This is a genomic window from Streptococcus mitis, assembly GCA_001560895.1.
Classification (GTDB): domain Bacteria; phylum Bacillota; class Bacilli; order Lactobacillales; family Streptococcaceae; genus Streptococcus; species Streptococcus mitis_Q.
The window spans coordinates 2,010,718-2,024,830 of record CP014326.1 but is presented as its reverse complement, the minus strand read 5'-3'; the positions used below and the strand labels follow the sequence as shown (position 1 = coordinate 2,024,830).

The following is a 14,113-nucleotide window of genomic DNA, read 5'->3' as shown; positions in this document are numbered from 1 at the left end:
CTCATGCTAGGGCATTTTTGTTTTGGGATAAAGAAAATTCCCATGTGCCAGCTTTTGTAGTATAATAGTAAGCAGACAAAAAGATAGGAATGTGTTATGAAAGTATTAGCTTTTGATACGTCCAGCAAGGCTCTTTCTCTCGCTATTTTAGAGGACAAGCAGGTTCTTGCCGAGACGATGATTAATATCAAGAAAAATCACAGTATTACCCTCATGCCTGCCATCGATTTTTTGATGGCAAGTTTGGATTGGACGCCCAAGGATTTGGACCGAATCGTGGTGGCAGAAGGGCCAGGTAGCTACACAGGCTTGCGAATTGCGGTAGCAACTGCTAAGACGTTGGCTCATACTCTGAACATTGAATTAGTTGGTATGTCTAGCCTCTTGGCTCTGGTGCCCTACCAACAAGAAGGCTTGTTCGTTCCCTTGATGGATGCGCGTCGCAACAATGTTTACGCAGGATTTTATGAAAATGCCAAACCTGTCATGCCAGAAGCACACCTGCCTTTTGAGCGAGTGATTGAGCTAATCAAGGGTGCTAGTCAGGTAACCTTTGTCGGAGAAGTTGGTCCTTTTGTGGAGCAGATTCAAGAACACTTGCCAAGGACTAATTTCAAAGAAACCTTGCCAAATGCAGCTAATCTAGCACTTTGGGCTTGGGACAAGGAAGCAGACTCCTTGCATGATTTTGTGCCGAACTACCTCAAACGTGTTGAGGCTGAGGAAAACTGGCTCAAGAATCACACCGAGTCTGGTGAGTCTTACATTAAACGCCTATGATAGAAATCAAACGAACTCAACAGCAACCTGATCTGGCTCAAGCCATCTACGCTGTTATGATAGCTGTTTACTCAGTCAGTCCTTGGACGCTGGAACAAATCCAAGCAGACCTGTCCCAAGACCAAACTTGGTATGCTTTGGCTTATGATGGGGCCGAAGTGATTGGCTTTCTAGCTGTTCAGGAGAATCTTTTTGAGGCAGAAGTCTTGCAAATCGCTATTAAAGGAGTCTATCAGGGTCAGGGGATTGCCTCGGCCTTGTTTGCTCAATTGCCGACAGACAAGGAGATTTTCCTAGAAGTCAGAAAGTCAAACCAACGAGCGCAAGCATTTTACAAGAAAGAAAAGATGGCGGTCATCGCTGAGCGAAAGGCCTACTACCATGACCCAGTCGAGGACGCCATTATCATGAAGAGAGAAATAGATGAAGGATAGATATATTTTAGCATTTGAAACATCCTGTGATGAGACCAGTGTCGCTGTCTTAAAAAACGACGACCAGCTCTTGTCCAATGTCATTGCTAGTCAAATTGAGAGTCACAAACGTTTTGGTGGCGTAGTGCCTGAAGTAGCCAGTCGTCACCATGTCGAGGTCATTACAGCCTGTATCGAGGAGGCGTTGGCAGAAGCAGGGATTACCGAAGAGGACGTGACAGCTGTTGCGGTTACTTATGGACCGGGCTTGGTCGGAGCCTTGCTAGTTGGCTTATCAGCTGCTAAGGCCTTTGCTTGGGCACATGGACTTCCACTTATCCCTGTTAACCACATGGCTGGTCACCTCATGGCAGCTCAGAGCGTGGAGCCTTTGGAGTTTCCCTTACTAGCCCTCTTGGTCAGCGGTGGACACACAGAGTTGGTTTATGTTTCTGAGGCTGGTGACTACAAGATTGTTGGGGAAACGCGAGATGACGCGGTTGGTGAGGCTTATGATAAGGTCGGCCGTGTCATGGGTTTGACCTATCCTGCAGGTCGTGAGATTGATGAGCTAGCTCATCAAGGGCAGGATATTTATGATTTTCCTCGTGCCATGATTAAGGAAGATAATCTGGAGTTTTCATTCTCAGGTTTGAAATCGGCCTTTATCAATCTTCATCACAATGCCGAGCAAAAGGGAGAAAGCTTGTCCACAGAGGATTTGTGTGCTTCCTTCCAAGCAGCTGTACTGGATATTCTTATGGCAAAAACTAAGAAGGCTTTGGAGAAATATCCTGTTAAAACCCTAGTTGTGGCAGGAGGTGTGGCAGCCAATAAAGGTCTCAGAGAACGCCTAGCAACTGAAATCACAGATGTCAATGTCATCATTCCACCTCTGCGCCTCTGCGGAGACAATGCAGGTATGATTGCTTATGCCAGCGTCAGCGAGTGGAACAAAGAAAACTTTGCAAACTTGGACCTCAATGCCAAACCAAGTCTCGCCTTTGATACTATGGAATAAGGAGTCAGCTTAAGGCTGGCTTTTTTGCTCTCTTAAATGTCAGAATATTTTGACAAAACCATAAAAATAATGATATACTATATAAAAAATAGGAGGTGGTCAGATGATTGAGAGAATGGAATTGGGAGAATTTTACAAGGAATTGCGCTTGGCGAGAAAACTCAAGCAGTCAGATGTGGCCTGTGAGGGTCTAACAGCTTCTCAGTTGTCCAAGTTTGAACTAGGACAGTCTATGCTATCTGCGGACAAACTGATCTTAGCCATCCAAGGAATCAATGTGACCTTCGATGAGTTTGGTCATAAGCTCAACAATTATCAAGAATCTCCACATATGCGATTTGGCAGAAAGGTTGTGGATCGCTTTGCCCACCAAGATATCGCTGGCTTAGAGCAACTGTTGGAGGAAGTCGAGCGAGAACAGATGGCAGAGACCTATCGTCGTTTGAATGCCATTGTGATTAAAGATGCTATCCATTCCTTAGATAAAAGCTATCCGCTAGCAGAGGAGGATAGCGAGTTTTTAACTACCTACCTCTACGCTATTGAGTCTTGGACCTGGTTTGAACTCTATATATTCTGTAATACCATGCCTTTCTTGAGCAATCAAGATTTGATATTTTTATCAACCACTTTACTTGAGAAATCTAAGGAATTTAAAGAGTTGGTACATAATAGACTATATATGAAAAGTGGCTTTCTGAATATTATATCAGAGCTCATGGAGCGCAAACTTTTCTCTTACATCCCAATCTTTGAAGCTGAGCTGGAGAGTATGCTTCGTCCATACGATGTTTTTGAAAAAGTATTGTGGCAATTTTTAAAGAAAATGAGTATTTTCCTTCAAACCAAAGGAAACAATCAAAAAGAGATTGAACACTTTATCCAATCTCTGCAAGTATTAGAAAATCCACAATTGATAGCCCTCTTCGAATTGCGTTTTCAGCAATACAAAGAACTTATCGATTAGTTAGAAACGGGAAAATGATAATAATCTCAGCAACGATTGTCAATAATGTTAAAATTTGTTTTTTCATAGTTCCTCCACTCCTCATTAGTAATAACTTTATTATACCAGTGAAATAATCAAATCTACCAAAATCGCAAATCTGAAATTTCTATAAGAAAAAATATCAAATATGCGATTTTCTACAATAAGCTAATTTTCGTGTTATAGTGTTTTTGTAAAGCACTTGAAGCAAATCCTAGGTCGCAGAAGTGGTTTACAAATGAAAATAATTGAAGGAGTGTAAAAAATGTTAAATTTACAATTTGCAGAAACAATGGAATTGACAGAAGCTGAGTTGCAAGATGTTAGAGGAGGCAACACTGTGGTTAACCCAGGCGGTGGAATTGGAGTAGGTTTAGGAGCACCTTGGTCAATCACTAATTTCTGGAAGAAATATTTTAACCATGATTCTTCCACTGTTAATCGTCGTCATTGATATTTAAAGCCCTTGCCTTTGTTTGGGTTAGGGCTTTCTTTATTTCGTAATATAGGAGAAAATAGGATGAAAAAGATAATCTCACGCTACTACTTTATTATAGCTGCTCTACTAGTTATTGCTGACCAGAAGTTCAGTGGTCTGGTTTTATCTAGCGACTTTGCTCTTGGTCTATCTGACTTTACCTATTATCTGTCGGATATGATGTTGAATTTTCTTGTGGTTTTATTTGCTCTTATTGTTATGATTTGGTCGGGGAAATGGCAGAAAATCAACAATAGAAAGTTTAAAAGATCCTATCTTTTCTATTCCTTCCTAGCTCTGCTTGCTTTTGTTGCTTGGAATTTTGTCACCTTTTTTCTTTTCCCACCTACTCGAAATGAAATTTCTTATCAACATGCTGCTCCTACTTTTACAGGAGCTACGGCATTTTTGATGTATTTTTTTTATCCTGTGATTGCAGGTCCCATTTTTGAAGACATGATTTATCGTGGATTAGTGATGACTGCTCTGGAAAAAGGAAAGAAATGGGGGCTAGATGTACTTGGTTCTGCTGCTTTGTTTGGAATATTGCATATTAGTAATCATGGTTGGGTATTGACAGACTTTGTCTTCTATATGGGTGGAGGTCTTATATTTGCAGTCTTATTTAGAATGACAAAGTCAATTTATTGGCCTATTGGACTGCATATAGTCTACAATGGTATTGGTCAGCTTTTGATGTTACTGTAATTTTGGTTGTTAGTAGTATCGCGGTCTATCCTTGGGGAAAGATTCCCATTTGAACTTAAAAAGGAGTTGTGATGAAAGTATTTCTTCAAAATAGAGATTTTAGGCAATTAACTATCAACCAGTGGATTTCAACGGTTGGGGATACGATTTTTTATCTGGCCTTTTTGAATTATGTGGCAGATGCATCTTTTGCCCCTTTGGCGATTTTACTGATCACGATTTCAGAAACCCTTCCTCAAGTTCTGCAAATCTTTCTGGGAGTTTTGGCGGATTTTCAACATCATCGTGTCCTAAAATATACAATGATTAGTTTTGCAAAATTTTTGCTTTACTCTATCGTTTCTTTATCACTTTCAGGGCAGTCCTTTTCCTTGTTATTAGTAGCATTTATTTGTCTGATTAACCTCTTATCTGACACATTGAGTTATTTTTCAGGCGCCATGCTCACTCCGATTTTCATTAGAATTATTGGGCAAGACCATCTGGCAGAAGCTATTGGATTTAAACAGTCAACTGTTAGTTTAGTGAAAACAATCAGTAATATTCTAGGAGGAGTCTTACTAGGTATTCTATCTATCCAGTCTATTTCCTTACTGAATGCTCTGACCTTTTTAATCGCATTTTTAGGTATTCTTTTCATAAAAACAGACCTCTTGAAAGTAGAAAAAACGATTAGCTATCAAGAAGGACTCTCTGTAAAATCCTTTTGCCAGCATCTGCTCCAATCATCAAAATTGATATGGAATATGAATAAGGTGCTCTTGGTTTTGTTTATTATCTCTATTAGTCAAGCAGTGATAAATGTTACAGTTCCTGTTTCTACTCTGTTTTTGAGGAATCAGCCCTTTTTGAATTTACAAACAGGTCAATCTCTTGCCTTGTTATCCACCCTTGAATTGTCAGCCCTTATTGTCGGAAGCCTTGTGAGTGGCTATCTGAAGAATACAATCTCCATAAAACTAGCCCTATATGCCTCGCTTATTATCCAATTACTCCTTTTAGTTGGCTTTGTGGCAGTTCGTTTTGACTGGATTCTTATCTTTAGTGCCTTGGATGCCTTTTTCGCAGGTATCCTCTCTCCTCGATTACAGGAACTCATTTTTAAACAAATACCTGAGGAGTCAATGGGAGCAGTTCAATCCTCTATCGGTGCCATTACAGTTGTTTTACCTAGCTTATTTACAATAGCTTTGGTAACCATTGCTACTAGCTTTGGAACTCTGGCAGTTAGCTTTGTTTTATTGCTATTTCTTCTAGCTGCCTTTATCATACTCTTGAATATCCGTGAAAACATTTAGCGAAGAATGTGTATATTATATGTTTGAGACTGGATTCCAGTCTGTTTATGATGGCTACAATCAGCAGACTGTTAAATTTTTGAGAAAGTTGCTTGACACTTCAGACCAATCGGTTTATAATTAAAAAATGTAGAGATAAATACATGAGAAAAGAAGAAAAAACAAGACTACGAAGAGAGAAAATCATTACCGCTGCTTTGTTTGAATTTGCTACAAAAGGCTATCAAGGTTTTGTCATCAATGAACTTTGTAAAGTGGATGGTATTTCCAAAGGAGTTTTGTATCATAATTTTTCAGGGAAATCAGACCTCTATCTAACTTGTTTTCAGGAGAGTTTTGAGAAAGCTTTGGCAGTGTTTCTGGGGGTGGAAGGTCAAGTGCCCTCCTTAGCTGATTATATGGAAAGACGTCACCAATTTTATCAGCAATACCCAGAACATAGCCACATTTTCTTTGAGGCAATGATTGCGACACCAGAAGAATTGGAAGCAGACATTGCACCACAGAAAGCTATCTTTTTGGACTTGAATGAACAAGTTTGTCAAAAACTTATATCAGAATCCAAAAGCTATCTTTTTGGACTTGAATGAACAAGTTTGTCAAAAACTTATATCAGAATCCAAACTGAAAGAGCATATTGATGAGAAACGAGCTATGGACTATCTGCGATTGATTCAGGATATGTTTCGTTCCTATTATTTAACTGTTTCGTCAGATAGCAGTTTGCCTGACTTGGTTTCAGGATATGAACATCAATTATCACAGGTTTTGGATATGATGATTTATGGAATACTAGAGGAAGATTCCTCTAAAAAAGGAGAAAAATAATGTCGAAAATTTGGAAATGGTTGTTACTAATTGCGGGTATTTTTGCAGTTTTTGCAGGTTTTAATATGTTTGCACATCCTCTTATTAGCTTGGCTTCCATGACTTTCTGGTTTGCACTTGTATTTGCAGTTCAAGGGATTTCTGAGATTGTACAATACTTCAAATCAGAAGAAAAGCATGGCTGGAATTTATTTGGAGGAATTGTTACCCTCATCCTCGCTCTTACCTTGTTCTCAGGTAGCTTTATTGAAATGGTAACATTTGTACCATTTATCATTTCTTTATGGGCCTTGACAAATGGTATTACAAAAACTATCGTTGGTTTCAAGGTTCGTAAGACGGATAAATCGGTAGGTACCCCTCTAGTTTGGATGGGGATTTTAGGAATCGTAGCAGGTTTAATCATGATGGGACACCCATTGATGACCGGTCTCTATATTAGTTACACCATTGCCTTTGTCTTTATTTATCAAGGTATTGTGGCAATTGTTCAATTCTTCAAGATTAAATAAGAATAAAATGGAGTCTGTCTGATTACAATCAGCAGACTTTTTTCTCTTTCCTGAATGTGTTATAATAGTCCATGCTATGGCTGGAGCCTTTTCAGCCTACTTATACTCTTCGAAAATCTCTTCAAACTGCGTCAGCTTCTATCTGCAACCTCAAAACAATGTTTTGAGCAACCTGTGGCCAGCTTTCTAGTTTGCTCTTTGATTTTCATTGAGTATTATTAAGACAATATGAGGAGAAAGATGAAAGAAAAAGGATTTTGGGAGGGGGCGCAGGCGGCCATGCCAACGGCCCTTGGTTATGTCAGTATTGGCTTGGCCTGTGGGATTATTGGTGCGCCCTATGTGACACCTGTTGAGATGGGCTTGATGAGCCTCTTTGTTTATGCTGGGAGTGCCCAGTTTGCCATGTTGGCACTGATTGCGGTTCAAGCACCTGTGGCAGCTATTGCTATGACGGTCTTTTTGATTAATTTGCGTCTCTTTTTGTTGAGTTTGCATGCGTCAACCTATTTCCGTCATACCAGTCTCTGGCAAAATATCGGTATGTCTAGTCTCTTGACGGATGAGACTTATGGCGTTTTGATGGGCGAGTTAGCCCATACAGACAAGGTCAATCCTATGTGGATGCACGGAAACAATCTCAACAGCTATGTGGCTTGGTTTGTGGGAACAGTTGTCGGAACGGCTCTGGGTGGTCTGCTGCCAAATCCAGAAATCTTTGGCTTGGATTTTGCCCTGGTTGGGATGTTCATTGGAATTTTTGCTTCGCAATTCCAGATTATGCAAAGACGGATTCCTGTCCGCAATCTGCTCATTATCCTAGCAGTTGTTGCGGTGTCCTTCTTTTTACTCTTAACAGTGGTGTCTCAGTCGCTAGCTGTTCTGTTTGCGACCTTGCTAGGTTGTACAATGGGGGTGGTTTTAGATGGTCAGTAAGTATCTTTTATTAGCAGTTATTTTCTCTGGCTTGGTGACTTGGATTCCCCGTATGATTCCCTTCATCTTGGTCAAGTATAAGGGCTTGCCTGCAATCGTTGAGCGTTTTTTGAAATTCTTGCCCGTTTCTATTATCTTTGCCTTGATTCTTTCAAGCGTAGTGACAGGCAAGGTTGGGAGTCTTCCTCAAATCAAATGGCTGGACTTCTTAGCAGTCTTTCCAACAGCTTGGGTAGCCTTTCGCTACCGCAATCTAGTCGGAACAGTTCTCTTTGGAGTTGTCTTGATTGCCGTCCTACGTTTACTATTTTAAATGGGCTATAAAGAAAATCTATCACAGAGATAGATATCATATAATGGCATAATTACTTTTTTTCTGATAAGATAATAAGGTATTCTATTTTGGAGGAAATGACATGAAAAAAATCGTTAAATACTCATCTCTTGCTGCCCTAGGGCTTGTTGCTGCAGGTGTGCTTGCGGCTTGCTCAGGTGGTGCGAAAAAAGAAGGAGAAGCAGCTAGCAAGAAAGAAATTATCGTTGCAACTAATGCTACACCAAAACCATTCAACTATGAAGAAAATGGCGAATTGACTGGTTACGAAATTGAAGTGGTTCGCGCTATCTTTAAAGACTCTGACAAGTATGATGTCAAGTTCGAGAAGACAGAGTGGTCAGGAGTCTTTGCAGGACTTGATGCTGACCGTTACAATATGGCTGTTAGCAACATCAGCTACACTAAAGAACGTGCTGAAAAATACCTTTATGCAGCTCCAACTGCTAAAAACCCTAACGTTCTTGTAGTGAAAAAAGATGACCCTAGCATCAAATCGCTTGATAATATCGGTGGAAAATCAACAGAAGTTGTTCAAGGGACAACATCTGCTAAACAGCTAGAAGATTACAACAAACAACACTCAGATAATCCAACTGTCCTAAAGTATACTAAAGCGGACTTCCAACAAATCATGGGACGCTTGAGCGATGGCCAGTTTGACTACAAGATTTTTGATAAAATCGGTGTTGAAACAGTCATTAAGGACCAAGGTTTGGACAACTTGAAAGTTATCGAACTTCCAAGCGACCAACAGCCTTACGTTTACCCACTTCTTGCTAAAGGTCAAGATGAGTTGAAATCATTTGTAGACAAACGTATCCAAGAACTCTACAAAGACGGAACTCTTGAAAAGTTGTCTAAACAATTCTTTGGAGACACTTATTTACCAGCAGAAGCTGATATTAAATAATTTCTTGAAATCATCCATTCTGAGTAAGGTGGGTGATTTCTCAGTTTTTAGGGATATAGTTTTAAACTATATATCTGACTATCTAATAACAATTTGTGAAATTAAACAAATTGTGAGATACTAGTACGGTATTATTTTTAAGGAGAAAGAATCATGAAAATTAAAAAATGGCTTGGTGTGGCAGCTCTTGCTACAGTCGCAGGTTTGGCTCTTGCAGCTTGCGGAAACTCAGAAAAGAAAGCAGACAATGCAACAACTGTTAAAATCGCAACTGTTAACCGTAGCGGTTCTGAAGAAAAACGTTGGGACAAAATTCAAGAATTGGTTAAAAAAGACGGTATTACTTTGGAATTTACAGAGTTCACAGACTACTCACAACCAAACAAGGCAACTGCTGATGGTGAAGTAGACTTGAACGCTTTCCAACACTATAACTTCTTGAACAACTGGAACAAAGAAAACGGAAAAGACCTTGTAGCGATTGCAGATACTTACATCTCTCCAATCCGCCTTTACTCAGGTTTGAATGGAAGTGACAACAAGTACACTAAAGTAGAAGATATCCCAGCAAACGGAGAAATCGCTGTACCAAACGATGCTACAAACGAAAGCCGTGCGCTTTACTTGCTTCAATCAGCTGGCTTGATTAAATTGGATGTTTCAGGAACTGCTCTTGCAACAGTTGCTAACATCAAAGAAAATCCAAAGAACTTGAAAATCACTGAATTGGACGCTAGCCAAACAGCTCGTTCATTGTCATCAGTTGACGCTGCCGTTGTAAACAATACCTTCGTTACAGAAGCAAAATTGGACTACAAGAAAGCACTTTTCAAAGAACAAGCTGATGAAAACTCAAAACAATGGTACAACATCATCGTTGCGAAAAAAGATTGGGAAACATCACCTAAGGCTGATGCTATCAAGAAAGTAATCGCAGCTTACCACACAGATGAAGTGAAAAAAGTTATCGAAGAAACATCAGACGGTTTGGATCAACCAGTTTGGTAATAAGAAACAGGGAGGTGGGAGAGAAAATTCCACCTCTTGCTTTTGTATAGAGCATGGATTGTCAGGAAGAGTAGTTCATAGAAAGGTAGAGAGAATATGGTTTTTCCTAGCGAACAAGAACAGATTGAAAAATTTGAAAAGGATCATGTAGCACAGCATTATTTTGAGGTTTTGCGTACCTTGATTTCTAAGAAATCAGTCTTTGCCCAGCAGGTCGGACTTAAGGAAGTCGCAAACTATCTGGGTGAGATTTTCAAGCGTGTTGGGGCTGAAGTGGAGATTGATGAGACTTATACGGCGCCCTTTGTCATGGCGCATTTCAAGAGTTCGCGTCCAGATGCCAAGACCTTGATTTTCTATAACCACTATGACACTGTGCCAGCGGATGGGGATCAGGTCTGGACAGAGGATCCCTTTACGCTTTCGGTCCGTAATGGTTTTATGTATGGGCGTGGGGTTGACGACGACAAGGGTCATATCACAGCTCGTTTGAGTGCTTTGAGAAAGTATATGCAACACCATGATGATCTGCCTGTCAACATTAGTTTTATCATGGAGGGAGCAGAGGAATCTGCCTCGACAGACCTAGATAAGTATCTGGAAAAACATGCGGATAAACTCCGTGGAGCGGATTTGTTGGTCTGGGAACAAGGGACTAAAAATGCCTTGGAACAGTTGGAAATTTCTGGTGGAAACAAAGGAATTGTGACCTTTGATGCCAAGGTAAAAAGTGCCGATGTGGATATCCACTCTAGTTATGGTGGGGTTGTGGAATCAGCTCCCTGGTATCTCCTTCAAGCCTTACAGTCTCTTCGCGCTGCAGATGGCCGTATCTTGGTTGAAGGCTTGTACGAAGAGGTGCAAGAACCAAACGAACGGGAGTTGGCCTTGGTGGATACCTACGCTCAACGAAATCCAGGGGAAATTAGCCAGATTTATGGTTTGGAATTGCCTCTCTTACAAGAGGACCGCGCAGCCTTTCTAAAACGTTTCTTTTTCGAGCCAGCCCTTAATATCGAAGGAATTCAGTCAGGCTACCAAGGGCAAGGAGTCAAAACGATTTTGCCTGCAGAAGCCAGTGCTAAGTTAGAAGTTCGTTTGGTTCCTGGCCTAGAACCGCATGATGTTCTGGAAAAAATTCGGAAACAGCTAGACAAAAATGGCTTTGATAAGGTAGAATTATACTATACCTTGGGAGAGATGAGCTATCGAAGCGATATGAGCGCACCATCTATTCTCAATGTGATTGAGTTGGCCAAGAAATTCTATCCACAGGGCGTTTCAGTCTTGCCGACCACAGCGGGGACAGGGCCTATGCATACGGTCTTTGATGCCCTAGAGGTGCCTATGGTAGCCTTCGGTCTAGGAAATGCCAATAGCCGAGATCACGGTGGAGATGAAAACGTGCGAATCGCCGATTATTACACCCATATTGAATTAGTAGAGGAGCTGATTAGAAGCTATGAGTAGAGATATTATCAAGTTAGATCAGATCGATGTGACTTTTCACCAAAAGAAGAGAAGCATCACAGCGGTTAAGGATGTGACCATTCACATCCAAGAAGGGGATATCTACGGAATCGTTGGATATTCTGGAGCAGGGAAATCAACCCTTGTACGGGTGATTAACCTCTTGCAAAAACCATCTGCAGGGAAAATTACCATTGACGATGATGTGATTTTTGATGGCAAGGTGACCTTGACGGCAGAGCAGTTGCGTCGTAAACGTCAGGATATCGGGATGATTTTCCAACATTTCAATCTGATGAGCCAAAAGACGGCAGAGGAGAATGTAGCCTTTGCACTTAAACACTCTGGGCTCAGCAAGGAAGAAAAGAAGGCTAAAGTTGCTAAGTTGTTGGACTTGGTTGGTTTGGCAGATCGTGCTGAAAATTATCCTTCACAACTATCTGGGGGGCAAAAACAGCGTGTGGCCATTGCGCGTGCCTTGGCAAATGATCCAAAAATCTTGATTTCGGACGAGTCAACTTCTGCCCTTGATCCTAAGACAACCAAGCAGATTTTGGCCTTGTTGCAAGATTTGAACCAAAAATTAGGCTTGACGGTTGTCTTGATTACGCATGAAATGCAGATTGTCAAAGATATTGCCAACCGTGTGGCAGTTATGCAGGATGGGCATTTGATTGAAGAGGGCAGTGTCCTTGAAATCTTCTCAGACCCTAAACAACCTTTGACACAAGACTTTATCTCAACAGCAACAGGAATTGACGAAGCCATGGTCAAAATCGAGAAGCAAGAAATCGTGGAACACTTGTCTGAAAACAGTCTCTTGGTGCAACTCAAGTATGCAGGGGCTTCAACAGATGAGCCACTTTTGAATGAATTGTACAAGAATTACCAAGTAACGGCTAATATCCTCTATGGAAATATCGAAATCCTAGATGGCACTCCTGTTGGAGAATTGGTTGTAGTCTTGTCAGGTGAAAAAGCAGCGTTGGCAGGTGCCCAAGAAGCCATTCGTCAAGCAGGCGTGCAGCTAAAAGTATTGAAGGGAGGACAGTAAGATGGAATCATTGATTCAAACCTATTTACCAAATGTCTATAAAATGGGCTGGGCTGGTCAAGCAGGCTGGGGAACAGCCATCTACCTAACTCTTTATATGACAGTTCTTTCCTTCATCATCGGAGGGTTCTTGGGGCTAGTGGCAGGTCTCTTCCTTGTCTTGACAGCGCCAGGTGGTGTCTTGGAAAATAAGGTCGTCTTCTGGATTTTAGATAAGATTACCTCTATTTTCCGTGCAGTTCCTTTCATCATCCTCTTGGCAGTCTTGTCACCCTTCTCTCATCTAATCGTAGGAACAAGTATCGGACCAAATGCGGCTATCGTACCCCTATCTTTTGCAGTCTTTGCCTTCTTTGCTCGTCAGGTGCAAGTGGTCTTGGCTGAGTTAGATGGCGGTGTCATTGAGGCGGCTCAAGCGAGCGGAGCGACCTTCTGGGATATCGTGGGTGTTTACCTATCAGAAGGTCTTCCAGATTTGATCCGTGTGACGACTGTGACCTTGATTTCCCTTGTTGGGGAAACAGCTATGGCCGGTGCAGTTGGAGCTGGTGGTATCGGTAACGTAGCCATCGCCTATGGATTTAACCGCTACAATCACGATGTGACCATCTTGGCAACCATCATTATCATTTTGATTATCTTTGCAATCCAATTCTTGGGAGACTTCTTGACTAAGAAATTGAGTCATAAATAAAAAGAGCCGTGTGGCTCTTTTTTAGTGACTAGATTTTCTGCGCAAATTTTTTACTCAAGGCTTGTCCAATCAAAGCACCCACTAGGGCTCCGATGACAATACTTGCGATAAATAGAAGGACGGTTCCAGAATTTGGTGCGACCATGATACGGTCGATATATTCTTGCGATTTTCCTCTTGCCAGAAGGGTAGCCATATAGGCTTTGGGAGCAATCCACATAAGTAAGATTGGGCCAGTTGAGCTAAAGGCAAAAATAAGGAAAGAAAGGAGGTTCTTTGTTTGGTCCTTGTATTTTCCGAGGTTAGCTACTCCATCTGCTAGGAGGCCACAGATAATTCCAGGAAGGAAGGCACCAGCACCGTGTTTAGATCCCAAGAAAAAGAGGGCCATGACAAGGCCGATAGTGGTAATGGCACCAAAGCGCGGAACTTTTGCGACTAGGATCATATAGACGCTGCCGCCTACAAGGGCAGTAAAGGCAGGCGCATAAAACATGTTTCCAGTTTGGTCAAAGAGATTGCCCAAAAGGACACCAATCCCCATGCAGAGGAAGTAAAGAACTGCAAAAAGAAGTGTGGTTAAGATAGATTTTTTCATGAATTGTCTCCTGATAATTTTCTCACAATTCTCATTGTACCACGGTTTGGTGGGATTGTAAATGGATAGTCTATGTGTTT

At 41.2% G+C, this 14,113-nt stretch carries 16 protein-coding genes and 1 pseudogene; 16 read left to right on the top strand and 1 reads right to left on the bottom strand.

Annotated elements, in window-relative coordinates:
- The first annotated feature begins 96 nt into the window (after window positions 1-96).
- From AXK38_09485 to AXK38_09410, 16 genes and pseudogenes are all read left to right on the top strand, one after another.
- Window positions 97-780, top strand: coding sequence for a tRNA threonylcarbamoyladenosine biosynthesis protein TsaB (locus AXK38_09485; GenBank protein AMH89464.1), 684 nt, complete (start codon window positions 97-99; stop codon window positions 778-780).
- Window positions 777-1,214, top strand: coding sequence for a ribosomal-protein-alanine acetyltransferase (locus AXK38_09480; GenBank protein AMH89463.1), 438 nt, complete (start codon window positions 777-779; stop codon window positions 1,212-1,214). Before AXK38_09485 ends, AXK38_09480 begins: the two co-directional genes overlap by 4 nt.
- Window positions 1,204-2,214 (top strand): tRNA threonylcarbamoyl adenosine modification protein TsaD, encoded by a 1,011-nt coding sequence (locus tag AXK38_09475; GenBank protein AMH89462.1) that lies wholly within the window; start codon window positions 1,204-1,206, stop codon window positions 2,212-2,214. The genes AXK38_09480 and AXK38_09475 overlap by 11 nt, the downstream gene beginning before the upstream one ends.
- Window positions 2,215-2,317: 103 nt before the next feature.
- On the top strand, window positions 2,318-3,181 hold the full coding sequence (locus AXK38_09470; GenBank protein AMH89461.1) for a MutR family transcriptional regulator: 864 nt from the start codon (window positions 2,318-2,320) through the stop codon (window positions 3,179-3,181).
- A gap of 286 nt (window positions 3,182-3,467) precedes the next feature.
- Window positions 3,468-3,656 (top strand): hypothetical protein, encoded by a 189-nt coding sequence (locus tag AXK38_09465; protein AMH89460.1) that lies wholly within the window; start codon window positions 3,468-3,470, stop codon window positions 3,654-3,656.
- A gap of 66 nt (window positions 3,657-3,722) precedes the next feature.
- Window positions 3,723-4,388, top strand: coding sequence for a CAAX protease (locus tag AXK38_09460; GenBank protein AMH89459.1), 666 nt, complete (start codon window positions 3,723-3,725; stop codon window positions 4,386-4,388).
- Window positions 4,389-4,459: 71 nt separating this feature from the next.
- Window positions 4,460-5,686: a hypothetical protein gene (locus AXK38_09455; GenBank protein ID AMH89458.1), complete on the top strand. Its 1,227-nt coding sequence runs from the start codon at window positions 4,460-4,462 to the stop codon at window positions 5,684-5,686.
- A gap of 143 nt (window positions 5,687-5,829) precedes the next feature.
- Window positions 5,830-6,514, top strand: a pseudogene (locus AXK38_09450) (TetR family transcriptional regulator).
- Window positions 6,514-7,026, top strand: a complete 513-nt coding sequence (locus tag AXK38_09445) for a hypothetical protein (protein ID AMH89457.1) — start codon at window positions 6,514-6,516, stop codon at window positions 7,024-7,026. Before AXK38_09450 ends, AXK38_09445 begins: the two are co-directional and overlap by 1 nt.
- Before the next feature lie 279 nt (window positions 7,027-7,305).
- Complete coding sequence (locus AXK38_09440; GenBank protein AMH89681.1) at window positions 7,306-7,962, top strand: branched-chain amino acid permease; 657 nt, start codon at window positions 7,306-7,308, stop codon at window positions 7,960-7,962.
- Window positions 7,952-8,275, top strand: a complete 324-nt coding sequence (locus AXK38_09435) for a branched-chain amino acid permease (GenBank protein AMH89456.1) — start codon at window positions 7,952-7,954, stop codon at window positions 8,273-8,275. Before AXK38_09440 ends, AXK38_09435 begins: the two co-directional genes overlap by 11 nt.
- A gap of 103 nt (window positions 8,276-8,378) precedes the next feature.
- A complete protein-coding gene (locus tag AXK38_09430; GenBank protein AMH89455.1) occupies window positions 8,379-9,209 on the top strand; it encodes an amino acid ABC transporter substrate-binding protein in 831 nt (276 codons plus the stop codon).
- Window positions 9,210-9,362: 153 nt separating this feature from the next.
- Window positions 9,363-10,217 (top strand): O-sialoglycoprotein endopeptidase, encoded by an 855-nt coding sequence (locus AXK38_09425; protein AMH89454.1) that lies wholly within the window; start codon window positions 9,363-9,365, stop codon window positions 10,215-10,217.
- Between the two features lie 96 nt (window positions 10,218-10,313).
- Window positions 10,314-11,687, top strand: a complete 1,374-nt coding sequence (locus AXK38_09420; protein AMH89453.1) for a peptidase M20 — start codon at window positions 10,314-10,316, stop codon at window positions 11,685-11,687.
- Window positions 11,680-12,741, top strand: coding sequence for a methionine ABC transporter ATP-binding protein (locus tag AXK38_09415; protein ID AMH89452.1), 1,062 nt, complete (start codon window positions 11,680-11,682; stop codon window positions 12,739-12,741). Before AXK38_09420 ends, AXK38_09415 begins: the two co-directional genes overlap by 8 nt.
- Window position 12,742: 1 nt before the next feature.
- A complete protein-coding gene (locus AXK38_09410; protein AMH89451.1) occupies window positions 12,743-13,435 on the top strand; it encodes a methionine ABC transporter permease in 693 nt (230 codons plus the stop codon).
- Window positions 13,436-13,463: 28 nt separating this feature from the next.
- On the opposite strand, the gene AXK38_09405 is transcribed toward AXK38_09410, so the two are convergent.
- Window positions 13,464-14,033 (bottom strand): hypothetical protein, encoded by a 570-nt coding sequence (locus tag AXK38_09405; protein ID AMH89450.1) that lies wholly within the window; start codon window positions 14,031-14,033, stop codon window positions 13,464-13,466.
- Between the last annotated feature and the right edge of the window lie 80 nt (window positions 14,034-14,113).

Coding starts and splice junctions, on each gene's coding strand:
- AXK38_09455 (AMH89458.1), top strand. CDS start 4,460: ATGAAAGTATTTCTTCAAAATAGAGATTTTAGGCAATTAACTATCAAC.
- AXK38_09405 (AMH89450.1), bottom strand. CDS start 14,033: ATGAAAAAATCTATCTTAACCACACTTCTTTTTGCAGTTCTTTACTTC.
- AXK38_09420 (AMH89453.1), top strand. CDS start 10,314: ATGGTTTTTCCTAGCGAACAAGAACAGATTGAAAAATTTGAAAAGGAT.
- AXK38_09445 (AMH89457.1), top strand. CDS start 6,514: ATGTCGAAAATTTGGAAATGGTTGTTACTAATTGCGGGTATTTTTGCA.
- AXK38_09430 (AMH89455.1), top strand. CDS start 8,379: ATGAAAAAAATCGTTAAATACTCATCTCTTGCTGCCCTAGGGCTTGTT.
- AXK38_09435 (AMH89456.1), top strand. CDS start 7,952: ATGGTCAGTAAGTATCTTTTATTAGCAGTTATTTTCTCTGGCTTGGTG.
- AXK38_09460 (AMH89459.1), top strand. CDS start 3,723: ATGAAAAAGATAATCTCACGCTACTACTTTATTATAGCTGCTCTACTA.
- AXK38_09485 (AMH89464.1), top strand. CDS start 97: ATGAAAGTATTAGCTTTTGATACGTCCAGCAAGGCTCTTTCTCTCGCT.
- AXK38_09470 (AMH89461.1), top strand. CDS start 2,318: ATGATTGAGAGAATGGAATTGGGAGAATTTTACAAGGAATTGCGCTTG.
- AXK38_09480 (AMH89463.1), top strand. CDS start 777: ATGATAGAAATCAAACGAACTCAACAGCAACCTGATCTGGCTCAAGCC.
- AXK38_09475 (AMH89462.1), top strand. CDS start 1,204: ATGAAGGATAGATATATTTTAGCATTTGAAACATCCTGTGATGAGACC.
- AXK38_09465 (AMH89460.1), top strand. CDS start 3,468: ATGTTAAATTTACAATTTGCAGAAACAATGGAATTGACAGAAGCTGAG.
- AXK38_09440 (AMH89681.1), top strand. CDS start 7,306: ATGCCAACGGCCCTTGGTTATGTCAGTATTGGCTTGGCCTGTGGGATT.
- AXK38_09410 (AMH89451.1), top strand. CDS start 12,743: ATGGAATCATTGATTCAAACCTATTTACCAAATGTCTATAAAATGGGC.
- AXK38_09425 (AMH89454.1), top strand. CDS start 9,363: ATGAAAATTAAAAAATGGCTTGGTGTGGCAGCTCTTGCTACAGTCGCA.
- AXK38_09415 (AMH89452.1), top strand. CDS start 11,680: ATGAGTAGAGATATTATCAAGTTAGATCAGATCGATGTGACTTTTCAC.